Raw genomic sequence first — 26,179 nt, 5'->3', positions numbered from 1 at the left:
GCTCGCACCGGTCACGGGCCTCGTCTCCACGGTCACCGGCGCACTCGGCGGCGCAGCAGGCGGCGGCGGCAGCCCGCTCGCACCGGTCACGGGCCTCGTCTCCACGGTCACCGGCGCGCTCGGCGGCGCAACGGGCGGTACCAGCGGCGGCCCGCTCGCGCCGGTCACGGGTCTCCTCGGCGCAGTCACGGGCGCCCTCGGCGGCGCAACGGGTGGCGCAGGCGGCAGCAGCCCGCTCGCCCCGGTGACGAACGCCGTCTCCACGGTGACGAGCACGGTCGGCGTACCGGCACTGAGCGGCGGCACGGGTGCCGTCACGAACTCGGGCGCGTCGTCGAATCCGCTTGCGCCCGTCACGTCGCTGATCGGCGGCCTGCTCGGCGGCACGCACGGCAAGTAATCCGACATCCATTCATCGAAAAGACAGCGAGGAGTCCATCATGTCCCAGCAACGTTCCATCCCGACGGTCGCCCTGCGCCAGTGGCGCGCGCCCCTCACCGCCTTCGCCGCGGCGTGCCTGCTGGCCGCCTGCGGCGGTGGCGGCGTCAGCTCGCCGCCGACCAGCAGCAACGACAACAACAACCCGAGCACGAGCGGCACGTCCGGCACGAGCGGTACCAGCGGCTCGTCGACCGGCACCAAGGGTGTCATCAGCACGGTCGGCCAGACGGCCACCGACCTCGGCAGCACGGTCGGCAACATCAGCCTGCCGGGCCTCGGCGACGGCGTGACGAAGGGCGTCGGCAGCACGCTGTCCAGCACCGGCACGATCGTCGGCGCGGCAGCCGATGCGGTGAGCAACGGGCTGGGACAGATCGGCTCGACGAAGGACCCGGTCGGCACCACGGTTGCCGGTCTCGGCAACGTCGTCGGCGCAACCAGCAACACGGTGTCCGGCCTGAGCTCGACGATCAAGGCGCTGGGCACGGGCCCGCTGGCACCGCTCGCGCCGGTCACGACGCCGGTCGGCACCGTGCTCGACACGGTCGCCAACGGCCTGACGGCCGCCGGCACGACGATCGGCTCGACGCTGTCGTCGGGCGCCGTGCAGCAGGTCACGCAACCGATCAGCTCGGCGATCACGCCGCTCGTGATCACCGCCGGCCAGGTCACGCAGCAGGTCGGCACGACGACCGGCCTCGGCCAACCCGTCTCGGGGCTGCTCGGCCAGATCGGCGGCGCCATCAGCTCGGCCGGCAAGCAGGTCGGCGGCACGTCGAGCCAGCCGCTCGTCGGCGACGTCGGCCAGCTCGTGACCGCGGTCGGCAACACCGTGACCAACGCGGGCGGCCTCGTCAACCCGAACGGCCCGAATGGCGCGGCACCGATCCCCGGCCTGATCACGAGCCTCGTCGGCGGTTCGACGGCAACCGTCCAGAACGGCTCGTCGTCGGGCTCCGGTTCGACGAACCCGCTCGGCGGCCTGCTGTCGGGTCTCGGCTCGACGCCGCTCGGCTCGCTCACGGGCGCCCTCGGCGGCGCAACGGGCGGCTCGGGCAGCGGCCCGCTCGCGCCGGTGACCGGCCTCGTCTCCACGGTGACCGGCGCACTGGGTGGCGCGGCAGGCGGCAGCAGCGGTCCGCTGGCACCCGTCACGAATCTCGTGTCGACGGTGACGGGCACGCTCGGCGGCGCAACAGGTGGCGCAGGCAGTGCAAACCCTCTCGCGCCCGTCACCGGTTTGCTGAATACTGTCACCGGAGCTGTTGGCGGTGCAGCGGGGTCCGGGGGTTCGAGCCCGCTGGCGCCGGTCACGTCGCTGGTCGGCAGCGTGTCGGGTACGGCATCGTCGGGCAGCGGTTCGACGGGCCTGCTGGCACCGGTCACGGGGTTGCTGGGTACGCTGGGTAGCGTTGGCAAGTAAGGAGGACGGTCGCGTCATCGCAGCCGGAGCGAATGGCGCGGCCGTACAAACACAACCGGCATGGCGGCACGCGGCGCGCGACATCCAGGTGTCGCGCGCCGGCATTACAAAGAAGATGAAAAGCAAGGCCTACGAGGAAGAACAATGAAATCCAGACTCGACAGATGGATGATGCTGCTCGCCATCGCGGCGGCAGGCACGGCACAGGCACAAACGCGCGTCGGCGGTAACCCGCTCGACTCCCTTCCCCAGATCAACGCACCGAAGACGGGCCCGAACGTCACCGTTCAGGTCGCGCCGCAGGCGCCGCAATTGCAGGAGCTTCTGTCGCGGCACCTGACGCCGAAGACGTTCCAGGTCGAAGGTGTGAAGTCGGTACCGTTCGAGGAAATCACACGCCGCTTCACGCCGCTCGTCGGCAAGGACATCACGATCGGCGAGCTGATCGAAACCGCCAACGGCGTGACGAAGCTGTACCAGGAGCGCGGCTACGCGCTGTCGTTCGCGTTCGTTCCCGCGCAGACGTTCGAGGACGGCGTCGTGCGCATCACGGTGGTCGAAGGCTATGTGTCGGACGTCAAGGTCACCGGCAAACCCGGCGCGATGGAACCGAAGATTCGCGCGATTGCCGCGCACATCACGGCCGACCGACCGCTGCGCCGCGCGACGTTCGAGCGCTACGTGAACACGTTCGGCCTGCTGCCCGGCCTCACGGTGAAGGCGAATGTCCCGCCGCCGCAAACCACCGACGGCGCGACGACGCTCGAGCTCGCGGTCGATCGCAAGCCGTTCAACGTCAGCACGGGTATCGACTTCAACCACCCGGGCGTCCAGGGCCTCATCACCGCGACCGAAAACGGCCTGACGCGATTCGGCGAGCAACTGAGCATCTCGGCGCTCGCGCCGCCGGGACGCGACAAGCAAACCTACTTCGCGTTCAGCGGCGCCCTGCCCGTCGGCAGCAGCGGCCTGATCACGCGACTCGACGCCAGCACGTATCGCGGCAAGCCGACCGACAACCCGGGGTTGCCGTCGTACGTCGAGCGGACGGTCAAGAACGAAAAACTCGGTCTTTCGGCCTCCTATCCGATCCTGTTGAACAATCAGCGCAGCCTGCTCGGCACCGTATCGGGCTATGCGTCGCACAACGAGGATCGCTACCAGAACCAGATCAACGGTGCGAGCCTCGATACGCGTTCTCAGGTTCGCGTGCTGCAGATGCAGCTCGACTACACGAGCGTCCAGCCGAAACAGGTACAGAAGCTGAGCGTCAACGTCGCGAAGGGGTTCAATATCCTCGGCGCGTCGAAAGCGCAGGACATTACCGTCGGTACGACGACGACCTCGGTGGACAGCCCGATCTCGCTGACCTTCGTTCGCACCGGCGCGACCTTCACGCAGACGAACGAATGGCCGTTCCGGATCGGCACGTCGGTTTCGGTGACCGGGCAATACAGTCCCGACTCGCTGCCGACGTCCGAACAGATCTCGTTCGGCTCGACCCGTTACGCGCTCGGCTACCAGCCGGGCGAAACGTCGGGCGACTCGGGCTGGGGGATGTCGCTGGAAGTCAACCGCGGCTTCACGCCGGGCTGGACGTATCTGAAATCGATCACGCCGTACATCGCATACGACATGGCGCGCGTGTATCTGCACTCGGGCACGCCGTCACCGAATCGCATGTCGTCGGTCGGCATCGGCGTGCGGCTCACGGACAGCCGCTACTACAGTCTCGACCTGAACGTCGCCAAACCGGTAGGCGATGCACCGGTCGAAAGCGCGTCACGCAGCCCACGCATCAACGCCGCGTTCTCCTATCAGCTCAACTGATCGGTCACCAAAGCCTCGAAACAGCCCGCATCACGCGGGCTGTTTCGATTAGAGTCCCCTCTATCAAACGTGGCGCACGGTTTCACGTATTCTGGCGAAGCTCGCAACATGCCCGCCCCATGCAGACGGGCGTGCGGGCGAATCGAACCGACATGCAAAACAAGGAGGATGACAATGATTCAACTGACTCGCCCGTTGCGTGCAATCGCCATTGCCGGCGCCCTGCTCGCGTGCGCAGCGCCCACCTTCGCGCAAGCCGACAGCCCCATCGGCATGTGGCAAACGATCGACGACAACACTCATCAACCGAAGGCACTCGTGCAGATCGCCGAGGACGGCGACGGCGCGCTGACCGGCAAGGTCGTCAAGGGCCTCGGCGCGAACGATACGCCCGATCGCCGCTGCACCGCGTGCACGGACGAGCGCAAGGATCAGCTCATCAAGGGCATGACGATCATCAAGGCGATGAAGAAGGACGGCGACCACTGGGACGGCGGCAACATTCTCGACCCGGAGAACGGCAAGGTCTACAAGTGCAAGATGACGCTTGAAGACGGTGGCCAGAAGCTCGTGGTGCGCGGCTACATCGGCGTGTCGCTGCTCGGTCGCTCACAGACCTGGGTTCGCCAGCAATAACGCACCACGCGCCAAAACGCGCGGCTCAATAAAAATCGGCCTGCGACAACGTCGTCAGGCCGATTTCTTTTGGTGCGCGCACAACGAAAAGCGATGGAATCACGCTGCGTGCTTCATTGCACCCGATGCATAGCTGCCTGGTGCACGATACGCGGGTGCTGCGTTGCTACGCGCCTCCGCCGCTTTCGATTGCGTGTGCTTGCGCATCCGCGCGGAGAGTTCATTGCACAGATTCATACCGGCTTCGCCATAAAGCTCACGCATCACATTCATCAGCGTGCCCGTTTCGTGCCACACCTTGAAGCGGCGATGGCATGTTTGATACGACGGGTAACGGCGCGGCATGGCCGACCAGGTTGCGCCGCTGTAGATCACCCAGAGCACCCCGTTCAGCACGGCCCGCGTATTGGCTAACGGCCGGCCGCGCAACTCGGTGCGCGGCTGCATTTCGGGCAGAAGCGGCGCGACGCAGCGCCATTCGTGGTCGGTCAAATCGCGATACGGTGTCATGGACATCTCCAGCCTTAATAACCATGACACCACAATATCGGCTCACCTCACCGATGAATATAAGACAAATCCGAAAATACCCGTAGATCGACTTAATTTAACCGAAATTGACGTTTAAATCCCGCCAATTACCCGAGCCCGCATCCACTCAGGTCAACGACGTATCGACGATGCGGCGCGGCGTTTCGAGATACTCCTTCGACTGCATCTCGACGATGCGCGAGACCGTACGCGCGAATTCGTTGGCCATCGGGCCTTCGACGTACAGGTCCTCGGCCGGCACCGCCGCGGACATCAGCAGCTTGACCTTGTGGTCGTACAGCACGTCGATGAGCCACGTGAAGCGGCGCGCTTCGGACGCCATCCGCGGCGACATCTGCGGCACCTCGGACAGCACGATCGCATGGAAGCGGCTCGCCAGTTCGAGGTAGTCGTTCTGCGAACGCGGGCCGCCGCACAGCGTCGCGAAATCGAACCACACGACGCCGTCCGCCTTGCGCAGCGCCTTCAGTTCGCGCTTCTCGATATGCAGGATCGGGCTCTCGTCGGGCACGGCCGCGAGCTTGCCGAATGCATGACGCAGTTCGCGATCGGCATCCGCGCCGAGCGGCGTGTGATACATCTTCACCTGCGCGAGCGTGCGCTGGCGATAATCGACCCCCGCATCGACGTTGAGCACGTCGAGCTTGTCCTTGATCAGCGCGATCGCCGGCAGCATGCGGTCGCGATGCAGGCCGTCCGGATACAGATCGTCGGGATCGTAATTCGACGTCATCACGAACTGCACGCCGTTGTTGAACAGACGATCGAGCAGGCGGTACAGGATCATCGCGTCGGCGATGTCCGACACGTGGAACTCGTCGAAACAGATCAGCCGGTAACGCTTCGCGATGCGTCGCGCGAGTTCGTCGAGCGGATCGGCCTGCCCTTTCAGTTCCTCGAGTTCGCGGTGCACTTCACGCATGAATTCGTGGAAATGCAGGCGCGTCTTGCGCTGCACGGGCACGACTGCGTAGAAGCTGTCCATCAGGAAGCTCTTGCCGCGACCGACACCGCCCCACATGTAGACGCCGCGCGGCAGGTCCGGGTGATTGATGAGCTTCTTGAACGCGTTCGAGCGGCGCGCCTTGTAGTCGACCCATTCGTCGAAGCAGCGCTGCAGGCGATCGACGGCCGCGCGCTGGGCGGGATCGGACTGATAGCCGCGCGTGGTCAGTTCGCGCGTGTAGTATTCGGTGACGTTCATCGGGGCAAACCGGAAAAAACAAAGGCGAGCGGGAAAAACCCGCCCGCCTTCGTCATGAGACGGTTGCGCCAGCCGATGGCCGGCCGGCGCTATACCGCGCTCAGCTGTTCAGCGAGCGCTTGTCGACCGCGAGCGCCGCTTCGCGCATCACTTCCGACATCGACGGGTGCGGATGGCAGATGCGGGCGATGTCTTCCGACGCCGCCTTGAATTCCATCGCGACCACGGCTTCCGCGATCAGGTCCGACGCGTTCGCGGCGATCACGTGCACGCCGAGCAGCTCGTCGGTCTTCGCATCCGCGATCATCTTCACGAAGCCGTCCGGCGCGTTCATGCCGAGCGCGCGGCCGTTGATCGAGAACGGGAACTTGCCCGTCTTGATCTCGCGGCCTTCCGCCTTCAGCTGCTGCTCCGTCTTGCCGACCCATGCGATTTCCGGGTACGTGTAGATCACCCACGGAATGCAGTTGTAGTCGATGTGCGGCTTCTGGCCGTCGATCACTTCCGCGACCAGCACGCCTTCGTCTTCCGCCTTGTGCGCGAGCATCGGGCCACGCACCACGTCGCCGATCGCGTACACGTTCGGCACCGCCGTGCGGCAGTGGTCGTCCACGTCGATGAAGCCACGCTCGTTCGCCTTCAGGCCGATGGCCTCGAGGCCGAGGTTGTCGGTGTTCGGCACGCGGCCGACCGACACGATCAGGCGGTCGGCGTCGAGCGTCTGCGCGTTGCCGTCCTTGTCCGTGTAGGCGATCGACACGCCGTCGGCGGTCGTCTTCACGTCGCCGATCTTCACGCCGAGATGGATGTCGAGGCCCTGCTTCTTGAACAGCTTGGCCGCTTCCTTCGCGAGCGCTTCGTCGGCTGCGCCGAGGAAGGCCGGCAGCGCTTCGAGCACCGTCACGTCGGCACCGAGGCGACGCCACACCGAGCCGAGCTCGAGGCCGATCACGCCCGCGCCGATCACGGCGAGCTTCTTCGGCACCGAGTCGAACGTCAGCGCACCTTCGTTGTCCGACACGATCTTGTTGTCGACCGGAATGTTCGGCAGGTGACGCGCCTTCGAGCCCGTCGCGATGATCACGTTCTTCGCGGTGACGACTTCGGTTTCACCCTCGCCGCTCACTTCGATCTGCACGCCGGCATCGGTCTTGCCGGTGAACTTGCCATGGCCCTTCAGCCAGGTGATCTTGTTCTTCTTGAACAGGAACTCGATCCCGCTCGTCATCTTCTCGACGATCGCATCCTTGCGGCCGAGCATCTTCGCGACGTCGATCTTCACGCCGTCGACCGTGATGCCGTGGTCGGCCAGGTGGTGCGACGTGTTCTCGAACTCTTCCGACGACGCGAGCAGCGCCTTCGACGGGATGCAACCGACGTTCAGGCAGGTGCCGCCGAGCTTCAGCGCGCCGGCCGGGTTCTTCCACTTCTCGATACAGGCAACGGTCTTGCCGAGCTGCGCGGCGCGAATCGCGGCGATGTAGCCGCCGGGGCCGGCGCCGATCACGACGACGTCAAATTCCTTGGACATGACAATCCTTTCTACTTGTACGCCCGCAGGTTCGCACGTGGGCGCGAACCTGCGGAACGGGTCGATGCGGTGAGACTCGGCTTACAGGTCGAGCAGCAGGCGGGCCGGATCTTCCAGCGCATCCTTCATCGCGACGAGCGACAGCACGGCTTCGCGGCCGTCGATGATGCGGTGGTCGTACGACAGCGCGAGGTAGTTGATCGGGCGGATCACGATCTGGCCGTTCTCGACGACCGGGCGCTCCTTCGTCGCGTGCACGCCGAGGATGGCCGACTGCGGCGGGTTGATGATCGGGGTCGACAGCATCGAGCCGAACACGCCGCCGTTCGAGATCGAGAACGTACCGCCCGTCATTTCCTCGATCGACAGCTTGCCGTCCTTCGCCTTCTGGCCGAATTCGGCGATCTTCTTCTCGATCTCGGCGAGGCTCAGTTGATCCGCGTTGCGCAGGATCGGCACGACCAGGCCGCGCGGCGAACCGACCGCGATACCGATGTCGAAGTAGCCGTGGTAGACGATGTCGTTACCGTCGATCGACGCGTTCACGAGCGGGAACTTCTTCAGCGCATGGACGGCCGCCTTCACGAAGAACGACATGAAGCCGAGCTTCACGCCGTGTTCCTTCTCGAACTTGTCCTTGTACTTGTTGCGCAGTTCCATGACCGGAGCCATGTTCACTTCGTTGAACGTCGTCAGGATCGCGTTGGTCTGCTGCGACTCGAGCAGACGCTCGGCGATACGCGCACGCAGGCGCGACATCGGCACGCGCTGTTCCGGACGGTCGTTCAGCCAGGTCGCTGCCGACGCCGGCACCTTCACTTCCGGCAGCGCCGGCTTCGCGGCGGCGGTCTTCGCCGGTGCGGCGGCCGGAGCGGCCTTCGGTGCGCTGCCCGCGGCCAGCGCGTCGCCCTTCGTGACGCGGCCATCGCGACCCGAACCTGCGACGTCGCCCGTCGACAGGCCCTTCTCGGCCAGCAGCTTCGCTGCGGCCGGCGATGCGGCGGCCGAGCTCGATGCCGTTGCGGCTGCCGGCTGAGCGGCCGGTGCGGCGGCGGCTGCAGGCGCGGCTGCCGGCTTGACTTCGGCGGCGCCTGCCGCTGCTTCGGCGGCACCTGCCTTCGCTTCGGTGTCGATCGTCGCGATGATCTGGTCGGCCACGACCGTGTCACCGTCGTTCTGCAGCACTTGCGCGAGCACGCCCGCTGCCGGCGCCGGCACTTCGAGGACGACCTTGTCGGTCTCGAGTTCGATCAGGATTTCGTCCTGCGCGACTGCTTCGCCCGGCTTCTTCTTCCACTGCAGCATGGTGGCTTCCGACACCGACTCCGACAACTGGGGGACTTTGACTTCTACGATAGCCATGTGATTTTCCTGGATGCTTAATCTGGGGTATGACGAGGTTCGTGCGATTCCTTCGGCCGGTGCGGCGCGCGACGCGCCCGGCGGGCCAAAAGGAACGGGAAAGCGCCGCGCGCCTTCCCGTTTCGCTTCCGTCGGTTATTTCGCGATCGATGCGCTCTTCAGGCGGCCGAATGCCCCTTCGATCAGGGCCTTCTGCTGCTCGTAGTGCTTCGCGTAGTAGCCAACCGCCGGCGAGGCCGAAGCCGGACGGCCGCTGTATGCCAGCTTCTGCCCTTCCTTCATGCCTTCCTTCAGGTGGTGCTCGACGTAGAACCAGGGACCCTGGTTCTGCGGCTCGTCCTGCACCCAGACCACTTCAGTCGCGTTCTCGTACTTCTTCATTTCGGCTTCGAACTGCTTGTGCGCGAACGGATACAGCTGCTCGATACGGATGATCGCGACGTCGTTCGCCTTCGCTTCGCGGCGATGCGCGACGAGGTCGTAATACACGCGGCCCGAGCATGCCAGCACGCGCTTGACCTTCTTCGCGTCGATGCCGCCGTCGGTTTCGCCCAGCACCGGCTGGAACGAGCCCTTCGCCAGTTCCGACAGGTCCGACACCGCTTCCTTGTGACGCAGCAGCGACTTCGGCGTGGCGACGATCAGCGGCTTGCGGAACAGGCGGATCATCTGGCGACGCAGCAGGTGGAAAATCTGCGCCGGCGTCGTCGGCTGGACGACCTGCATGTTGTGGTCGGCACACAGTTGCAGGAAACGCTCGATACGCGTGGACGAGTGTTCCGGACCCTGGCCTTCGTAGCCGTGCGGCAGCAGCATCGTGAGACCCGACACGCGGCCCCACTTCACTTCGCCCGACGAGATGAACTGGTCGATCACGACCTGCGCGCCGTTGACGAAGTCGCCGAACTGCGCTTCCCACAGCACGAGCGTGTTCGGCTCGGCGGTCGAATAACCGTATTCGAAGCCCAGCACCGCTTCTTCCGACAGCACCGAGTCGATCACCGTGAACTTCGCCTGACCGTCGGCGATGTTCTGCAGCGGCACGTACGTGCCGTCGTTCCAGCGCTCGCGGTTCTGGTCGTGCAGCACCGCGTGACGGTGCGTGAACGTGCCGCGGCCCGAGTCCTGGCCCGTCAGGCGCACCGAGTAGCCCGAAGCGACGAGCGACGCGAATGCAAGGTGTTCGCCCATGCCCCAGTCGAGCGGCTGGTCGCCGCGCGCCATGTTGCGGCGGTCGTTGATCACGCGCTCGACGAGCGGGTGAACCTTGAAGTTTTCCGGGACCGTCGTGATGCGTTCGCCCAGGCGCTTCAGTTCGGCGAGCGGCACGGCCGTATCGGCTGCGTCCGTCCACTTGCGGTTCAGGAACGGAACCCAGTCGACCGCGTACTTGCTCTTGTAGTTCGACAGGACCGGATCGACGGTGTGGTGGCCGTCGTCCATCGCCTTGCGGTACGCCTTCACGTAGTTGTCGGCGTCTTCCGCGGTGATCACGCCCTGCTGCACGAGCTTCTCGGCGTACAGCGCACGGGTGCCCGGGTGCTGCGCGATCTTCTTGTACATCAGCGGCTGCGTGACTGCCGGCGTGTCCTGCTCGTTGTGACCCAGCTTGCGGAAGCAGACGATGTCGATCACGACATCCTTGTGGAACTGCATCCGGTAGTCGATCGCGATCTGGATCGCGAGCACGACGGCTTCCGGATCGTCGCCGTTCACGTGCAGCACCGGCGCCTCGATCATCTTGACGACGTCGGTACAGTACAGCGTCGAGCGCGCGTCGCGCGGGTCGGACGTCGTGAAGCCGATCTGGTTGTTGATGACGATGTGCAGCGTGCCGTGCGTGCCGTAACCGCGCGTCTGCGCGAGGTTCAGCGTTTCCATCACGACGCCCTGGCCGGCAAAGGCCGCGTCGCCGTGGATCTGCACCGGCAGCACTTGCAGGCCGTCTTCGTCGCCGCGACGGTCCATCCGCGCCTTCGCGGAACCTTCGACCACCGGGTTGACGATTTCGAGGTGCGACGGGTTGAACGCGAGCGACAGGTGGACCGGGCCGCCTTCCGTCGACACGTCCGACGAGAAGCCCTTGTGGTACTTCACGTCACCGGCCGGCAGATCATCGACGTGCTTGCCTTCGAATTCGGCGAACAGGTCGGCCGGCATCTTGCCCAGCGTGTTGACCAGCACGTTCAGACGGCCGCGGTGGGCCATGCCGATGATGATTTCCTGCACGCCGCTCTTGCCTGCGTGCTGGACGACTTCGTCCATCGCCGCGATGAAGCTTTCGCCGCCTTCGAGCGAGAAGCGCTTCTGGCCGACGTACTTGGTGTGCAGGTAACGCTCGAGGCCTTCGGCGGCCGTCAGGCGATTCAGGATGTGCTTCTTCTTCTCGATCGAGAACGACGGCGTCGCGCGGGTCGATTCCAGGCGCTCCTGCCACCAGCGCTTCTGTTCCGGGTCGCTGATGTACATGTACTCGGCGCCGATCGTGCCGCAGTACGTGTCGCGCAGACCCTTGACGATGTCGCGCAGCGAAGCCTGGTCGAAACCGAAGTACAGGTTGCTTGCGCTGTACGTCTGGTCGAGATCGCCTTCGGAGAAGTCGTAGAAAGCCGGTTCGAGTTCGGGAATGGCGGGACGTTCGCGACGCTTCAGCGGATCGAGGTTGGCCCATTGCGAGCCGAGGAAGCGGTAGGCGCTGATCAGCGACTGAACGTGCACCTGCTTGCGTGCGGTCGCGAGATTGCTGGTGCTTTCGCGGGGGATGAAGGCATTGGCCTTCGCACGCTCGGCGAACGATTCGACGATCGGGAAGTGAGCGACGTCATTGGCATTCGAGCCGTCGGTTGCAGGCACGTTCTGCAACGCGTCGAAATACTCGCGCCAGTTCTCCGGCACCGATGCCGGATTGTTGAGGTATGCATCGTACAGTTCTTCAACGTACGAAGCATTGCCGCCGAACAGATAGGAGTTCAGCTGAAACTGCTTCATTACATCTGACATTTTACGCTCACCTTTCTTCGAGCTTCTCGAGAAATAGCGGGTTACTCAACCTTCCGCGACACGGCCTGACCGTTTAGCGGATTGCGAATCAAGTCTTGCTTGGAAGGACCTAAAACTTGCGTGCGCGCAGCATATCACAGAACCGATACCGGAGTTCACGGCGAAATGTGCCTGAAAGCACCGCGCGGCGGGGTTTTGCCGGATTGCGGCGACCCGCGGGAACAGTGTTTTGCAGGCAATCCGGTTGCACGACGCGCAGATGCAAAAAAGGCTGCCCGAAGGCAGCCTTTTTCGTCGTACTCGGGAACGATTGATGCTTAGTCGACCGCGCCTTCGCGGCTCGCGCGACGACGCTCGTGCTCCTTCAGGAAGCGCTTGCGCAGGCGGATCGACTGCGGCGTCACTTCGACGAGTTCGTCGTCGTCGATGAATTCCACTGCGTATTCCAGCGACATCTGGACCGGCGGCACGAGACGCACGGCTTCGTCGGTGCCCGACGCGCGCACGTTGGTCAGCTGCTTGCCCTTGATCGGGTTCACGACGAGGTCGTTGTCGCGGCTGTGGATGCCGATGATCATGCCCTCATACAGCGCGTCGCCCGGCTTCACGAACATGCGGCCGCGATCCTGCAGCTTCCACAGGGCGTAGGCAACCGCAGCGCCGTCGTCCTGCGAGATCAGCACGCCGTTGCGGCGCTCGAAGACCGAGCCGTCCTTGACCGGTGCGTACGAGTCGAAGATGTGGCTCATCAGGCCCGTGCCGCGCGTGAGCGTCAGGAATTCGCTCTGGAAGCCGATCAGGCCACGTGCCGAGATCTTGTACTCCAGGCGCGTGCGGCCGCGGCCGTCCGACGCCATGTCGAGCATTTCGCCCTTGCGGCGGCCGAGCTCTTCCATCACGCCGCCCTGGTGCTCGTCCTCGACGTCGACCGTCAGCAGCTCGTACGGCTCGTGACGCACGCCGTCGATTTCCTGCATCACCACGCGCGGACGCGACACGGCCAGCTCGTAGCCTTCGCGACGCATGTTCTCGACAAGAATCGTCAGGTGCAGTTCGCCGCGGCCCGACACTTCGAACACGGTTTCGTCGCCGGTATCCTTCACGCGCAGCGCGACGTTGTGGTTCAGTTCCTTCATCAGACGGTCGCGAATCTGGCGGCTCGTCACGAACTTGCCTTCGCGGCCGGCGAGCGGCGACGAGTTGACGAGGAAGTTCATCGTCAGCGTCGGTTCGTCGACGGTGATCATCGGCAGCGCTTCCGGCGTGTCGACCGCGCAGATCGTCGCGCCGATGCCGACGTCTTCAATACCGTTGATCAGCACGATGTCGCCTGCTTCCGCCGATTCGACCTGCACGCGCTCCAGGCCCTTGAACGACAGCACCTGGTTGATCTTGCGGTTCAGCACGTCGCCTTCCGGGCCGAAGCGCATCACGACCGGCTGGCCCGGCTTGATGCGGCCGCGCGTGATGCGGCCGACGCCGATCCGGCCGACGTACGTCGAATAGTCGAGCGACGTGATCTGGAGCTGCAGCGGCGCTTCCGGATCGGCCGGGCGAACCGGCACGTGCTCGAGGATCGCCTCGAACAGCGGACGCATGTCGCCTTCGCGCGCGGCCGGGTCGAGCGACGCGTAGCCGTTCAGGCCCGACGCGTAGACGATCGGGAAGTCGAGCTGCTCTTCGGTCGCGCCGAGCTTGTCGAACAGGTCGAAGGTCTGGTTGATCACCCAGTCGATCCGCGCGCCCGGGCGGTCGATCTTGTTGACGACGACGATCGGCTTCAGGCCGAGCGCGAGCGCCTTCTTCGTGACGAAGCGCGTCTGCGGCATCGGGCCCTCGACCGCGTCGACGAGCAGCAGCACCGAGTCGACCATCGACAGCACGCGCTCGACTTCACCGCCGAAGTCCGCGTGCCCCGGGGTGTCGACGATGTTGACGTGCGTGCCTTCGTATTCGACCGCGCAGTTCTTCGCGAGAATCGTGATCCCGCGTTCCTTTTCGATGTCGTTCGAATCCATCACCCGCTCCGCAATCTGCTGGTTGTCGCGGAAGGTGCCGGACTGGCGGAGCAGTTGGTCGACGAGCGTGGTCTTGCCGTGGTCGACGTGGGCGATGATGGCGATATTGCGAAGGGCGCGGGTCATAGAAACCTGGAAATCCGTTTGAACGCGCAAACGCGCGCGCTCGTTTTTCACGGGCGCGCGCCGTTGCAGCTTGGTGAGCCTCAAATTATAGCACGTGCGAGTGGCGAGAGCTGGTCTACACGTTGCAACGCAACAAAACGGGCCGCCCCGCCCTCCGCTCCCGACCCGGCCGAGCCTCTTCTGCATCACGACTGGCGCGCCGAAAAACCTTATCTGGACAAGGGATTCTCGCCGGACGGAGCGCGCGTTTCGCGGTTCGATTAACATTTGCCGCGGCAAGCAATTGTGCCTATACTGCTGCCTAGTCAACTATTGCAGCTTCAGGGTTTTATGTCGGATTCTCCTACCCCACCGCCCGTTTCGCCGCTGTCTACGTATCAGATGAACGACAGCGTCGGTTATCTGATGTCGCGCGTGAAGTCGGTGATGACCAATCTCGTCACGCAGCGCACGCAGGAAGAGCTAGGCATCACGGGCACGCAAGCGAGCATGCTGTTCATGATCGCGGTCGGCAAGTGCTCGACGGCCGCCGAACTCGCACGCGAATACGGCATCGACGCAAGCGCGGTCACGCGCCTGCTCGACCGGGTCGAGAAACGCGGCCTGCTGTCGCGCGTGCGCAGCGTCGAGGATCGGCGCGTCGTGCGGCTCGAGCTCACCGACGAAGGCCGCGCGCTGGCCGAACGGCTGCCGCCCATTTTCCGCAGCGTGCTCGACCAGGTGCTGGACGGGTTTACGCCGGAAGAAGTCGGGTTCCTGAAGAGCATGCTGCGCCGCATTCTCAGCAACTATTGCGAGACGACCGGCGGTAGCATCACGTAATAGTTGCCATAACAATTACTTTTGACAGATTAATGTAAGGAAATCCTTGCAGTGTCCATCATTCATTCCGAGTCAGGGGTTAGCGCGATGAAAACCTCCCCGTTGTCCGTGCGCGCCGGGTCGTGCCGTGCCGCCGTCGCCGCCGCGGTCGCCGCGCTGGCGCTGGCGGGCTGCGCGAATTACATCGGCATCAAGAGCGACAAGCAGATCGCCCCCGCGTCGCAATTCGAATCCGCCCAGAGCCTGCCGGCCCAGGGCGGCCAGTGGCCGGCGCTCGACTGGGCCAACCAGTTCGGCGATCCGCAACTGCCGAAGCTGATCGACGAAGCGCTGCAGGGCAACCCGTCGATCGCGCAGGCCCAGGCGCGCATCGCGAAAGCCTCGTCGTACATCGAATCGTCCCGCTCGAACCTGATGCCGAAGGCCGAAGCCAGCTATTCGTGGACGCGCGAGCTGTATTCGTCGAACGCACTGTTCCCGCCCCCGTACGGCGGCCAGTGGTACAGCGAGAACAATGTGCTCGCGAGCGCCTCGTGGGAACTCGATCTGTGGGGCAAGAACCGCGAACGCCTGCACACCGCCGTATCGCAGGAAAAAGCCGCCGAAGCCGACATGCAACAGGCGCGCATCACGCTCGCGTCGTCGGTCGCGCGCACCTATAACTCGCTCGCGCAGCTCTATGCGCTGCGCGACATCGCTCAACGCGAGATCACCAACCGCGAGACGGTCGGCAAGATCACCGACGGCCGCGTATCGGCCGGCCTCGACACCAACGTCGAGCGCCAGACGGCCCGCGGCAACATCGCGACGACCCAGGCTTCGCTGTCGGACCTCGACGGCCAGATCACGACGGTGCGCTACCAGCTCGCCGCGCTACTCGGCAAGGGCCCGGATCGCGGGCTGCAGATCGCGGCGCCCGTGCTGAACCCGAGCGGCGACGTCACGCTGCCCGGCAACCTGCCGGCCGATCTCGTGTCGCGCCGCCCCGACATCGTCGCCGCGCGCTGGCAGGTCGAAGCCGCGATGCACGACGTGAAGGAAGCGAAGGCCGAGTTCTACCCCGACGTGAACCTCGCGGCCGGCTTCGGCTTCGATGCGTTCGGCTGGGGCAAATTCCTGAACTTCGCGAGCCGCCAGGCGCAGTTCGGCCCGGCGATCCACCTGCCGATCTTCGATGCCGGCGCGCTGCGCGCCCAACTCAAGGGCCGCTACGCCGACTTCGACCTGTCGGTCGCGAACTACAACCAGACGCTGATCAGCGCGCTGAACGACGTCGCGACGCAGGTCGCGTCGATCCGCGCGATCGATCGGCAGATGGGCGACGCCCAACGTGCGCTCGACGCGTCGACGCGCGCGTACGATCTCGCGGTCATCCGCTACAAGGCCGGCCTGTCGCCGCAACTGCAGGTGCTGACGGCGGACAGCAACCGCCTCGCATCGGAGCAGACGGTGACCAACCTGAAGATGCGTCGCCGCGACATGCAGCTCGCGCTGATCAAGGCGCTCGGCGGCGGGTTCGACGCAACCGGCACGCCGCTCGCCGCGCCCGATGCCGCCACGCCGACCAAACAGGCCGCCAACTGAGCCGGCGCCACCACTACGCAGACACTCGAAATAACGGACGGAGAAAATCGCCATGAGCGACCAACAAAACGCCGCCAGCGCGCAGCCGCAGAACAACGGCAAGCGCAAACGAATGATGACGCTGCTCGTCGCGGTCATCGTGATCGCGGCCATCGCATACGGCCTGTACTACTTCCTCGTCGCCCGCTTCCATGAAGACACCGACGATGCCTACGTGAACGGCAACGTCGTGCAGATCACGCCGCAGGTCACCGGCACCGTGATCGCCGTGAAGGCGGACGACACGCAAACGGTCAAGGCCGGCGATCCGCTCGTCGTGCTCGACCCGGCCGATTCGCAGGTCGCGCTGCAGCAGGCGGAAGCCAATCTCGCGCAGACGGTGCGCCAGGTGCGCGGCCTGTTCGTCAACGACGACCAGTACCGCGCGCAAGTCGCACTGCGCCAGTCCGACCTGTCGAAGGCCCAGGACGATCTGCGCCGCCGCCTGGCCGTCGCGCAGACGGGCGCCGTGTCGCAGGAAGAAATCTCGCACGCCCGCGACGCGGTGAAGGCCGCGCAGGCATCGGTCGACGCCGCGCAGCAACAGCTCGCATCGAATCGCGCATTGACCGCGAACACGACGATCGCATCGCACCCGAACGTGATGGCCGCCGCCGCGAAGGTGCGCGACGCATACCTCGCGAACGCGCGTAACGTGCTGCCGGCGCCGGTCACCGGCTACGTCGCGAAGCGCTCGGTGCAGGTCGGCCAGCGCGTGTCGCCCGGCAACCCGCTGATGTCGGTGGTGCCGCTCAATGCCGTGTGGGTCGACGCGAACTTCAAGGAAGTCCAGCTGAAGCACATGCGCATCGGCCAGCCGGTCGAGCTGACGGCCGACATCTATGGTTCGTCGGTCACGTACCACGGCAAGGTCGTCGGCTTCTCGGCCGGCACGGGCTCGGCGTTCTCGCTGCTGCCGGCGCAGAATGCGACCGGCAACTGGATCAAGGTCGTCCAGCGCCTGCCGGTGCGGATCGAGCTCGATCCGAAGGATCTCGACAAGCATCCGCTGCGTATCGGCCTGTCGATGCAGGTCGACGTGGACATCAAGGACGAACGCGGCGACCAGCTCGTCAACGCGCCGAACACCGTCTACGAGACCAACGTGTTCGCGAAATACGGCGACGAGGCCGACGCCGAAATCGCGCGCATCATCGCCGAGAACGCGGGCGGCAACGCATCGGCGCCGGTCGCGGCGAAGCAGAACACCGCCGCGAAAATGATGTAACCGTTCCGACTCCGGAAAGACAACCGACATGGCACAGGCTCCTGCCTCCTACCCGCCCTTGCAGGGCGGGCAACTCGTACTCGGGACGATCGCGGTGTCGCTCGCGGTGTTCATGAACGTGCTCGACACGTCCATCGCGAACGTCGCGATCCCGACCATCTCGGGCGACCTCGGCGTGTCGTCCGACCAGGGCACGTGGGTCATCACGTCGTTCGCGGTCGCGAACGCCATCTCGGTGCCGCTGACCGGCTGGCTGACCGACCGTTTCGGGCAGGTGCGCCTGTTCCTCGCGTCGATCATCCTGTTCGTCATCTCGTCGTGGATGTGCGGGCTGTCGCCGAACCTGCCGTTCCTGCTCGGCTCGCGCGTGCTGCAGGGCGCGGTCGCCGGCCCGATGATTCCGCTGTCGCAAGCGCTCCTGCTGTCGAGCTATCCGCGCGCGAAAGCACCGATGGCGCTCGCGCTATGGGCGATGACGACGCTGATCGCGCCAGTCGCGGGCCCGATTCTCGGCGGCTGGATCTCGGACAACTACTCGTGGCCGTGGATCTTCTACGTCAACATCCCGGTCGGCATCGCCGCCGCCGCCGCGACGTGGATGATCTATCGCAACCGGGAGTCGGCCGTGCGCCGCGCGCCGATCGACGGCGTGGGCCTCGCGCTGCTGGTCGTCTGGGTCGGCTCGCTGCAGATCATGCTCGACAAGGGCAAGGATCTCGACTGGTTCGCGTCGACGACCATCGTCGTGCTCGCGCTGACCGCCGTCATTGCGTTCGCGTTCTTCGTGATCTGGGAGCTGACCGCCGAGCACCCGGTCGTCGACCTGTCGCTGTTCCGCATCCGGAACTTCACCGGCGGCACGGTTGCGCTGTCGATCGGGTACGGCCTGTACTTCGGCAACCTCGTGCTGTTGCCGCTGTGGCTACAGACGCAGATCGGCTACACCGCGACCGACGCCGGCCTCGTGATGGCGCCGGTCGGGCTGTTCGCCATCCTGCTGTCGCCGCTCACCGGGAAGTATCTGCCGCGCACCGATCCGCGCTTCATCTCGACGGCGTCGTTCCTGACGTTTGCGCTGTGCTTCTGGATGCGTTCGCGCTACACGACGGGTGTCGACGAATGGTCGCTGACGCTGCCGACGCTCGTGCAAGGCATCGCGATGGCGGGCTTCTTCATCCCGCTCGTGTCGATCACGCTGTCCGGCCTGCCCGGCCCCCGCATTCCTGCGGCGTCCGGCCTGTCGAACTTCGTGCGGATCATGTGCGGCGGCATCGGCACGTCGATCTTCCAGACCGCGTGGGACCACCGCAACAACTTCCATCACGCGCAACTGGTCGAGCAGGCGAACCCGTACAACCCGACTTTCAACCAGGCCGTCACGCAGATGGGCAACCTCGGGCTGTCGCAGAGCCAGGCACACGGGCTCATCAACAACATGGCCACGCAACAGGCCGCGCAACTCGGCGTGAACGATCTGTTCTATATCTCGGCGGTGATCTTCGTGCTGCTGATCGCACTGATCTGGATCACCAAGCCCGAACGTGCGGGCGGCGGCGATGCCGGTGCGGCGGCGTCGGCAGCGCACTGAGCGGCCAGGTTCAAGGCAGCACACCAAATAAAAAGCCCGGTCGAAATCGACCGGGCTTTTTGCATTCTGCCACGCGCACTTGCGTGCGCTGCTGCGTCATTGAGCCGTCACGACGAGCCGTTCCGGGGCGAGCACGCCATTCGCCTTGCGCGCCACGCCGAGCAACCGGGTGGCGTCGTACACGCGCACGCGCTCGCCATCGGCCGCGACGATCGGCTCGAGCACCGACAGCGGTAAACGCTGGCCGTGCAGGAACCGCTTCGCGCTGGCTTCGTCGAGACGCACCAGCGGAAACGTCGACAGTAGCGCATCGACCGGCTGAAGCCATGCATCGCGCGCCGCTTCGGCAGCGTCCGACAGCGCATCGAGCGTCACCGCATGCTCGAGCGTCAGCGCGCCGACGCCCGTACGGCGCAGCATCGTCAGATGCGCACCGCAGCCGAGCGCTTCACCGATATCTTCCGCGAGCGTACGCACGTAGGTGCCCTTGCTGCAGGTCACGCGAAACGTCACGTCGGGCAGGTCGCAAGCGAGCAGATCGAGCGCATGGATCGTCACGTTGCGACCCTCCCGCTCGACGGTCCGACCGGCCCGCGCATATTCGTACAGCGGCTTGCCGTCGCGTTTGAGCGCCGAATACATCGGCGGTACCTGCACGATGTCGCCGGTGAAGCGCATGAGCGCGGCTTCCACCGCCGCGCGATCGCATTCGACGGGCCGCGTGTCGATCACCTCGCCTTCCGCATCACCGGTGGCCGTACGCTGGCCGAGACGCATCGTCGCTTCATACGTCTTGTCGGCGTCGAGCAAGTCCTGCGAGAACTTCGTCGCCTCGCCGAAGCACAGCGGCAGCAGGCCCGAAGCCAGCGGATCGAGCGTGCCGGTGTGACCGGCTTTCTTCGCGAGAAGCAGGCGCTTTGCGCGAATCAGCGCATCGTTGCTCGACAGGCCGATCGGCTTGTCGAGCAGGAGAACGCCGTCCAGCACGCGCCGGGGCACGCGCGGACGTGGGGGTGCTGCATTCGTCATAGGGCGGTCGAACTCAATCGTCCTTGGCAGGCGTGTCGGCCTCGTCGTCGTCCTTCGCGCGCGTCGAGTTCGCTTCCTTGATCAGGCGCGACATTTCGACGGCCTTCTCGATCGTCTGGTCGTAGTGGAAATGCAGCGTCGGCACCGTATGAATGTGCAAGCGCTTGAACAGCAGGTTGTGCAGGTGACCCGACGCATGGTTCAGCGCCTCCTGCGTCTTCTCCGGATCGCCGGTGAGCGCCGTGAAGTAGACCTTCGCGTGCGCATAGTCCGGCGTGAGTTCCACGCTCTGGATGGTCACGATGCCGATGCGCGGATCTTTGACCTCGCGCATGATGAGTTCGGACAGATCGCGCTGAATCTGGTCGGCGATCTGAACGTTGCGATTGGGGGAAGTACGTTTCCTGGACATGATCGATCCGTGATCCGTTTATCAGGATGAAGCGGCGGCCATTGTCGGCACGCCACCATGAAAATGGGCGGGACAGGCCCAAGCCTGCCCCGCCCAAGAGCCGATACGCGACGATTACAGCGTACGTGCGACTTCGGTCACTTCGAATACTTCGAACTGGTCGCCTTCGGTGACGTCGTTGAAGTTCTTCACCGACATACCGCACTCGAAGCCTTGCTTGACTTCCTTCACGTCGTCCTTGAAGCGCTTCAGCGATTCGAGTTCGCCCGTGAAGATCACGACGTTGTTGCGCAGCACGCGAACCGACGACGAGCGCTTGACGATACCGTCGGTGACCATACAGCCGGCGACCGTGCCGATCTTCGGTACCTTGAAGACCTGGCGCACCTCGACCATGCCGGTGATGACTTCACGCTTCTCCGGCGCCAGCATGCCCGACATCGCCGCCTTCACCTCGTCCACTGCGTCGTAGATGATGTTGTAGTAGCGGATATCGATGCCGTTCGCCTCGGCCAGCTTGCGTGCCTGTGCATCCGCACGCGTGTTGAAGCCGATGATGACCGCCTTCGATGCCGTCGCGAGGTTGACGTCGTTTTCGCTGATGCCACCGACCGCGCTGTGCACGATCTGCACGCGCACTTCGTCGGTCGACAGCTTGAGCAGCGACTGCACGAGCGCTTCCTGCGAACCCTGCACGTCTGCCTTGATGATGAGCGGCAGGTTCTGCACTTCGCCTTCGCCCATCTGCTCCAGCATGCTTTCCAGCTTCGCGGCCTGCTGCTTCGCGAGCTTCACGTCGCGGAACTTGCCCTGACGGAACAGCGCGATTTCACGCGCCTTGCGCTCGTCCGGCAGCACGATCACTTCCTCGCCCGCGCCCGGCACTTCCGACAGACCCTGGATCTCGACCGGGATCGACGGGCCGGCTTCCTTCGTCGGCTTGCCGTTCTCGTCGAGCATCGCACGGACGCGACCGTAGGCCGTACCGGCCAGCACGATATCGCCGCGGTTCAGCGTACCGGACTGCACCAGGATCGTCGCGACCGGGCCTTTACCCTTGTCGAGCTTCGCTTCGATCACGATACCCTTGGCCGGCGCCTCGACCGGTGCCTTCAGTTCCAGCACTTCGGCCTGCAGCAGCACGTTCTCGAGCAGATCGTCGATACCTGCGCCCGTCTTGGCCGACACCGGCACGAACGGCGAATCGCCACCGTATTCTTCCGGCACGACGCCTTCCGCGACCAGTTCCTGCTTGACGCGATCCGGGTTCGCTTCCGGTTTGTCGATCTTGTTGATCGCGACGACGATCGGCACGCCACCCGCCTTCGCGTGGGCGATGGCTTCCTTCGTCTGCGGCATCACGCCGTCGTCGGCCGCCACCACCAGCACCACGATGTCGGTCGCCTTCGCGCCGCGTGCACGCATTGCCGTGAACGCTTCGTGACCCGGCGTATCGAGGAATGTGATGACGCCACGCGGCGTGTCGACGTGATAAGCGCCGATGTGCTGCGTAATGCCGCCCGCTTCGCCCGCGGCAACCTTCGCGCGGCGGATGTGGTCGAGCAGCGAGGTCTTGCCGTGGTCGACGTGACCCATCACCGTGACGACCGGCGGACGCGGCAGCTGCTCCGCATCGGTACCGGATTCGCCTTCGACCAGCAGCGCTTCCGGATCGTCCAGCTTCGCGGCAACCGCGCGGTGGCCCAGTTCCTCGACGATGATCATCGCCGTTTCCTGGTCCAGCACCTGGTTGATCGTGACCATCTGGCCCATCTTCATCATCACCTTGATGACTTCCGAGGCCTTGATCGACATCTTGTGCGCGAGATCGGCAACCGACACGGTTTCCGGCACGTGCACTTCACGGACGATCGGTTCGGTCGGCGCCTGGAACGTCGAACTGTCCTGGTGACGGCCGCGACCCTTCGGGCCGCCGCGCCAGCCGCGGTCGACGCCGCCGCTCGAGTCGCCGCGCGTCTTGATGCCGCGACGCTTCGCCGCGTCGTCCTGCCAGCCGCCCTTGCCTGCGCCCGGCTTCTTGTTGCGGTCGCCCGCGCCTGCCGGCGCCTGCGTGGTGGCCGGAGCCGCCGCGCCAGCCGGCTTCTTCACGGCCGGACGCGCCTGCGCACCTTCCGGCTTCGCCGGCTTGTGCAGCGTGCCCTTCGCTTCGGCCGGCTTCGGCGGTTCGACCGGCTTCGGCGGCTCGACTGCCTTGACCACGGCCTTGCGCGGCGTGTTCATCATTTCGCGGATCGCGCGGGCTTCGGCTTCCGCCGCCGCGCGACGCTTGCTGATCTCTTCCTGCTCGGCGCGCGCCTTGTCGGCTGCCTCACGGGCAGCGTCCTCGGCCTTCTTCGCCGCTTCGCGCTGGGCCGCGCGTTCGGCGGCTGCGCGTGCTTCGTCCTGCGCGGACTGCGTCGGCGTCGCTTCCTGCTCGGCAGCAGCCTGCTGCGCTGCCGCCTGCTGCTGGGCTGCGACGGCTTCCGCCGCGGCACGCTTCGTCGCCGCTTCTTCCTCGGCGCGACGGCGCTCGGCCTCGGCCGCTTCCTCGCGGGCGCGACGTTCGGCTTCCTCGCGTTCGAGGCGTTCCTGACGCTCGCGCAGCTCCTGCGCCTGCTTCTCGAGCAGCTCGGCCTCGCGGCGTGCCTCTTCCTCGCGACGCTTCAGTTCCGCATCGTCGTCCGCTTCGGCGACCTGCGCCTGACCCTGATCCGCACCTTCGGCCACGTCGTCGCGCTTGACGAACGTACGCTTCTTGCGAACCTCGACCTGAATGGTGCGAGCCTTGCCCGTCGCGTCAGATTGCTTGATCTCCGACGTATGCTTGCGGGTCAGCGTGATCTTGCGCTTGTCGCCGTCAGTTGCGCCGTGCGACTTGCGCAAATGATCGAGCAGACGCGCCTTGTCCGTTTCGGACAGCGCATCGTCTTCACTCGCTTTCTGGACGCCCGCTGCCTGCAGCTGTTCGAGCAGCACACCAGCAGGCATTTTCAGTTCCGCGGCAAATTGGGCTACGTTGTTACTCGCCATTCATTCCTCTTAGTGCAAGGACCGATTCCTTGCGGTTAGCATCGGGTCAGGCCATACGGCCGCCATCAAATCAGTGCGCCATGGTCATTTCTCACTGGAACCAATGTTCACGTGCTTTCATGATCAACGCCTTAGCGGCATCCTCTTCCATTCCGGTCATGTCGACCAGTTCATCTACAGCCAGCTCGGCGAGATCGTCGCGCGTCTGCACGCCGTGTTCGGCCAGCTTCGCGAGCAGCTCCGGCGTGATGCCGTCGAGGCTCTTGAGATCCAGCGCTGCGTTCTCGACCTTTTCTTCGTTCGCGATGGCCATCGTCAACAGCGCGTCGCGTGCGCGGTTGCGCAGTTCGTGCACGGTGTCCTCGTCGAACGCTTCGATTTCGAGCATTTCGTTGAGCGGCACGTACGCGATTTCTTCGAGGCTCGTGAAGCCTTCGTCGATCAGGATGTCGGCAACTTCTTCATCGACGTCGAGACGCGCCATGAACAGCGCACGCAGCCGGTCGCGTTCTTCACCCTGCTTCAGGGCGGATTCGTCCGGCGTCATGATGTTGATCTGCCAGCCGGTCAGCTCGCCGGCAAGGCGAACGTTCTGACCGCTGCGGCCGATCGCGACAGCCAGTTCGTTCTCGTCGACGACGACGTCCATCGAATGCTTTTCTTCATCGACGACGATCGACTGGACGGCTGCCGGCGCGAGCGCGCCGATCACGAACTGGGCGGGATCCTCCGACCATAGCACGATGTCGATGTTTTCGCCACCGAGCTCGTTGCGCACGGCCTGCACGCGGGAACCGCGGATGCCGACGCAGGTGCCGATCGGATCGATCCGCTTGTCGTAGGCGATGACGCCGATCTTCGCGCGCACGCCCGGGTCGCGGGCAGCCGCTTTGATCTCGAGCAGGCCCTGCTCGATTTCCGGCACTTCCATCTCGAACAGCTTCATCAGGAATTCCGGCGCCGTGCGCGACAGCTCGATCTGCGGGCCGCGCGCGGTGCGGTCGACCTTCGCGATGTACGCACGCACGCGGTCGCCCACGCGCAGGTTTTCCTTCGGGATCAGCTGATCGCGGCGCAGCAGCGCCTCGACGCGGCCCGATTCGACGATGAAGTTGCCCTTGTCGAGGCGCTTCACCGTACCCGTCATGATCTTTTCGCCACGCTCGAGGTAGTCGTTCAGGATCTGCTCGCGCTCCGCGTCGCGCACCTTCTGCAGGATCACCTGCTTCGCGGCCTGCGCGCCGATGCGACCGAATTCGATCGACGGAACGGGTTCCTCGACATACTCGCCGACTTCGACGTCGGGCTTCTGCTCACGCGCTTCGAACAGCAGGATCTCGCGATCCGGCTCCTGCAAGCCTGCCTCGTCGGGCACGACGAGCCAGCGACGGAAGGTTTCGTGCTCGCCGCTTTCGCGATCGATATGGACGCGGATTTCGGCGCCTTCGTCGAACAGCTTCTTGGAAGCGGACGCGAGCGCAGCCTCGAGGGCGCCCAGCACCACATCCTTGTCGACGTTTTTCTCGCGCGCCAGCGCATCCACCAGCATCAACACTTCGCGACTCATTATTTGCGGCTCCTAAAGTCAACTTGCGGAATCAGGCGGGCTTTGTCGATATCGGCCAGCGTGAAATCCAGCATGGCTGCCTCGCCCTTCTTCCCCTCAAATTCCAAACCGATCGTTTCGCCATTCGGCGCGTGCAGAATGCCCCGGTACGTCTTGCGCCCGTCCAGCGGCTTTTTCAAGGTCACGGAAACTTCGCTGCCGGCGAAGCGCTCGAAGTCGGCCAGCTTCTTCAACGGGCGGTCGAGCCCCGGGGACGAGACTTCGAGCCGTTCGTAATCGATATTTTCGACCGTCAAGACGTGCTGGAGCTGACGCGTAACCTTTTCGCAATCTTCGAGCGAGATGCCGGCAGGCTGATCGATATAGATGCAAAGCATGCCGCGCCCGGTGCGCTCGAGTTCCACCAGCTCGTAGCCGAGCCCGGTGACCGTGGTTTCTATCAGTTCCGTCAGTTGCACAGTGTCCTCTCAGGTGTTCGCGCCCGCCGCTCGCGATTCACCCGCGGGCGCGCGCCTTAGCCGGCGCAGGAAGCGCTACCCGAGATGCCTAACCGTTTCAGCAAAAAAAAATGGGCGGAACGCCCATCTTCTTACTGGTGGTCGCACCTGAGCCGCACATTGAATCCGTACGCCCAGCGACTCCGCGATTATAGCGATTTTTGGCGCAAACGCCAAGCCAGCCGGTAAAAGCAGCGCGTCGGCTGCCTTTACGGACCGAAAATGCGAAATCGGGCTGCCCGATCGACCGGTACTACCC

The 26,179-nt window shown here is 64.8% G+C and carries 18 protein-coding genes and 1 pseudogene; 8 read left to right on the top strand and 11 right to left on the bottom strand.

What is annotated here, in order from left to right; all coding sequences use genetic code 11:
* The 4 genes and pseudogenes from AP428_RS04770 to AP428_RS04755 form a co-directional block, all read left to right on the top strand.
* A pseudogene (locus tag AP428_RS04770) lies at positions 1 to 400 on the top strand (collagen-like triple helix repeat-containing lipoprotein); the annotation flags it as partial.
* A 40-nt stretch (positions 401 to 440) separates the two neighbouring features.
* Positions 441 to 1,865 (top strand): collagen-like triple helix repeat-containing protein, encoded by a 1,425-nt coding sequence (locus AP428_RS04765; RefSeq protein WP_054927683.1) that lies wholly within the window; start codon positions 441 to 443, stop codon positions 1,863 to 1,865.
* Positions 1,866 to 2,009: 144 nt separating this feature from the next.
* The gene (locus AP428_RS04760) at positions 2,010 to 3,695 is read left to right on the top strand and encodes a ShlB/FhaC/HecB family hemolysin secretion/activation protein (protein WP_006476152.1); all 1,686 of its coding nucleotides are present in this window, start codon (positions 2,010 to 2,012) and stop codon (positions 3,693 to 3,695) included.
* Positions 3,696 to 3,869: 174 nt separating this feature from the next.
* Positions 3,870 to 4,331, top strand: a complete 462-nt coding sequence (locus AP428_RS04755; RefSeq protein ID WP_011545269.1) for a DUF2147 domain-containing protein — start codon at positions 3,870 to 3,872, stop codon at positions 4,329 to 4,331.
* A gap of 99 nt (positions 4,332 to 4,430) precedes the next feature.
* On the opposite strand, the gene AP428_RS04750 is transcribed toward AP428_RS04755, so the two are convergent.
* The 6 genes from AP428_RS04750 to typA form a co-directional block, all read right to left on the bottom strand.
* Positions 4,431 to 4,841: a transposase gene (locus AP428_RS04750; protein ID WP_006476154.1), complete on the bottom strand. Its 411-nt coding sequence runs from the start codon at positions 4,839 to 4,841 to the stop codon at positions 4,431 to 4,433.
* 148 nt (positions 4,842 to 4,989) lie between these two features.
* The gene (zapE, locus tag AP428_RS04745) at positions 4,990 to 6,087 is read right to left on the bottom strand and encodes a cell division protein ZapE (RefSeq protein WP_011545268.1); all 1,098 of its coding nucleotides are present in this window, start codon (positions 6,085 to 6,087) and stop codon (positions 4,990 to 4,992) included.
* Positions 6,088 to 6,187: 100 nt separating this feature from the next.
* A complete protein-coding gene (gene lpdA / locus AP428_RS04740; RefSeq protein ID WP_054927682.1) occupies positions 6,188 to 7,618 on the bottom strand; it encodes a dihydrolipoyl dehydrogenase in 1,431 nt (476 codons plus the stop codon).
* Between the two features lie 81 nt (positions 7,619 to 7,699).
* Entirely contained in the window at positions 7,700 to 8,980 is a 1,281-nt protein-coding gene (gene odhB / locus AP428_RS04735; RefSeq protein WP_011545266.1) for a 2-oxoglutarate dehydrogenase complex dihydrolipoyllysine-residue succinyltransferase, read from the bottom strand.
* 135 nt (positions 8,981 to 9,115) lie between these two features.
* A complete protein-coding gene (locus AP428_RS04730; RefSeq protein ID WP_006476158.1) occupies positions 9,116 to 11,980 on the bottom strand; it encodes a 2-oxoglutarate dehydrogenase E1 component in 2,865 nt (954 codons plus the stop codon).
* Positions 11,981 to 12,297: 317 nt separating this feature from the next.
* Entirely contained in the window at positions 12,298 to 14,124 is a 1,827-nt protein-coding gene (gene typA / locus AP428_RS04725; protein ID WP_006476159.1) for a translational GTPase TypA, read from the bottom strand.
* 330 nt (positions 14,125 to 14,454) lie between these two features.
* Here typA and AP428_RS04720 point away from each other — a divergent pair, with 330 nt between their 5' ends.
* From AP428_RS04720 to AP428_RS04705, 4 genes are all read left to right on the top strand, one after another.
* On the top strand, positions 14,455 to 14,946 hold the full coding sequence (locus tag AP428_RS04720) for a MarR family winged helix-turn-helix transcriptional regulator (RefSeq protein WP_011545265.1): 492 nt from the start codon (positions 14,455 to 14,457) through the stop codon (positions 14,944 to 14,946).
* A gap of 87 nt (positions 14,947 to 15,033) precedes the next feature.
* Positions 15,034 to 16,530 carry an efflux transporter outer membrane subunit gene (locus tag AP428_RS04715; RefSeq protein WP_011694271.1) on the top strand — a complete coding sequence of 499 codons (1,497 nt, stop codon included), beginning with the start codon at positions 15,034 to 15,036 and terminating at the stop codon, positions 16,528 to 16,530.
* 52 nt (positions 16,531 to 16,582) lie between these two features.
* The gene (locus AP428_RS04710; RefSeq protein WP_006476162.1) at positions 16,583 to 17,797 is read left to right on the top strand and encodes an HlyD family secretion protein; all 1,215 of its coding nucleotides are present in this window, start codon (positions 16,583 to 16,585) and stop codon (positions 17,795 to 17,797) included.
* 28 nt (positions 17,798 to 17,825) lie between these two features.
* Complete coding sequence (locus AP428_RS04705) at positions 17,826 to 19,385, top strand: DHA2 family efflux MFS transporter permease subunit (protein WP_011545264.1); 1,560 nt, start codon at positions 17,826 to 17,828, stop codon at positions 19,383 to 19,385.
* A gap of 96 nt (positions 19,386 to 19,481) precedes the next feature.
* Here AP428_RS04705 and truB read toward each other — a convergent pair whose 3' ends face one another.
* The 5 genes from truB to rimP form a co-directional block, all read right to left on the bottom strand.
* The gene (gene truB / locus AP428_RS04700) at positions 19,482 to 20,414 is read right to left on the bottom strand and encodes a tRNA pseudouridine(55) synthase TruB (RefSeq protein ID WP_054927681.1); all 933 of its coding nucleotides are present in this window, start codon (positions 20,412 to 20,414) and stop codon (positions 19,482 to 19,484) included.
* 13 nt (positions 20,415 to 20,427) lie between these two features.
* Positions 20,428 to 20,826, bottom strand: coding sequence for a 30S ribosome-binding factor RbfA (rbfA, locus tag AP428_RS04695; RefSeq protein WP_011545262.1), 399 nt, complete (start codon positions 20,824 to 20,826; stop codon positions 20,428 to 20,430).
* A gap of 114 nt (positions 20,827 to 20,940) precedes the next feature.
* Complete coding sequence (infB, locus tag AP428_RS04690) at positions 20,941 to 23,856, bottom strand: translation initiation factor IF-2 (RefSeq protein ID WP_054927680.1); 2,916 nt, start codon at positions 23,854 to 23,856, stop codon at positions 20,941 to 20,943.
* A 91-nt stretch (positions 23,857 to 23,947) separates the two neighbouring features.
* A complete protein-coding gene (gene nusA, locus AP428_RS04685; protein WP_006476166.1) occupies positions 23,948 to 25,423 on the bottom strand; it encodes a transcription termination factor NusA in 1,476 nt (491 codons plus the stop codon).
* Positions 25,423 to 25,881 carry a ribosome maturation factor RimP gene (rimP, locus tag AP428_RS04680; protein WP_006476167.1) on the bottom strand — a complete coding sequence of 153 codons (459 nt, stop codon included), beginning with the start codon at positions 25,879 to 25,881 and terminating at the stop codon, positions 25,423 to 25,425. Before rimP ends, nusA begins: the two co-directional genes overlap by 1 nt.
* Positions 25,882 to 26,179 lie beyond the last annotated feature (298 nt).

Source organism: Burkholderia sp. E168m22, from assembly GCF_001319805.1.
Taxonomy (GTDB): Bacteria; Pseudomonadota; Gammaproteobacteria; order Burkholderiales; family Burkholderiaceae; genus Burkholderia; species Burkholderia orbicola.
This window is presented reverse-complemented; position numbering and strand designations above follow the sequence as displayed.

Bases quoted from the DNA above. Each gene is read 5' to 3' on its own strand.
- infB (WP_054927680.1), bottom strand. From the start codon at position 23,856: ATGGCGAGTAACAACGTAGCCCAATTTGCCGCGGAACTGAAAATGCCT.
- odhB (WP_011545266.1), bottom strand. From the start codon at position 8,980: ATGGCTATCGTAGAAGTCAAAGTCCCCCAGTTGTCGGAGTCGGTGTCG.
- lpdA (WP_054927682.1), bottom strand. From the start codon at position 7,618: ATGTCCAAGGAATTTGACGTCGTCGTGATCGGCGCCGGCCCCGGCGGC.
- AP428_RS04715 (WP_011694271.1), top strand. From the start codon at position 15,034: ATGAAAACCTCCCCGTTGTCCGTGCGCGCCGGGTCGTGCCGTGCCGCC.
- AP428_RS04720 (WP_011545265.1), top strand. From the start codon at position 14,455: ATGTCGGATTCTCCTACCCCACCGCCCGTTTCGCCGCTGTCTACGTAT.
- AP428_RS04750 (WP_006476154.1), bottom strand. From the start codon at position 4,841: ATGACACCGTATCGCGATTTGACCGACCACGAATGGCGCTGCGTCGCG.
- zapE (WP_011545268.1), bottom strand. From the start codon at position 6,087: ATGAACGTCACCGAATACTACACGCGCGAACTGACCACGCGCGGCTAT.
- AP428_RS04760 (WP_006476152.1), top strand. From the start codon at position 2,010: ATGAAATCCAGACTCGACAGATGGATGATGCTGCTCGCCATCGCGGCG.
- nusA (WP_006476166.1), bottom strand. From the start codon at position 25,423: ATGAGTCGCGAAGTGTTGATGCTGGTGGATGCGCTGGCGCGCGAGAAA.
- truB (WP_054927681.1), bottom strand. From the start codon at position 20,414: ATGACGAATGCAGCACCCCCACGTCCGCGCGTGCCCCGGCGCGTGCTG.
- AP428_RS04755 (WP_011545269.1), top strand. From the start codon at position 3,870: ATGATTCAACTGACTCGCCCGTTGCGTGCAATCGCCATTGCCGGCGCC.
- AP428_RS04765 (WP_054927683.1), top strand. From the start codon at position 441: ATGTCCCAGCAACGTTCCATCCCGACGGTCGCCCTGCGCCAGTGGCGC.
- AP428_RS04710 (WP_006476162.1), top strand. From the start codon at position 16,583: ATGAGCGACCAACAAAACGCCGCCAGCGCGCAGCCGCAGAACAACGGC.
- typA (WP_006476159.1), bottom strand. From the start codon at position 14,124: ATGACCCGCGCCCTTCGCAATATCGCCATCATCGCCCACGTCGACCAC.
- rbfA (WP_011545262.1), bottom strand. From the start codon at position 20,826: ATGTCCAGGAAACGTACTTCCCCCAATCGCAACGTTCAGATCGCCGAC.
- AP428_RS04705 (WP_011545264.1), top strand. From the start codon at position 17,826: ATGGCACAGGCTCCTGCCTCCTACCCGCCCTTGCAGGGCGGGCAACTC.
- AP428_RS04730 (WP_006476158.1), bottom strand. From the start codon at position 11,980: ATGTCAGATGTAATGAAGCAGTTTCAGCTGAACTCCTATCTGTTCGGC.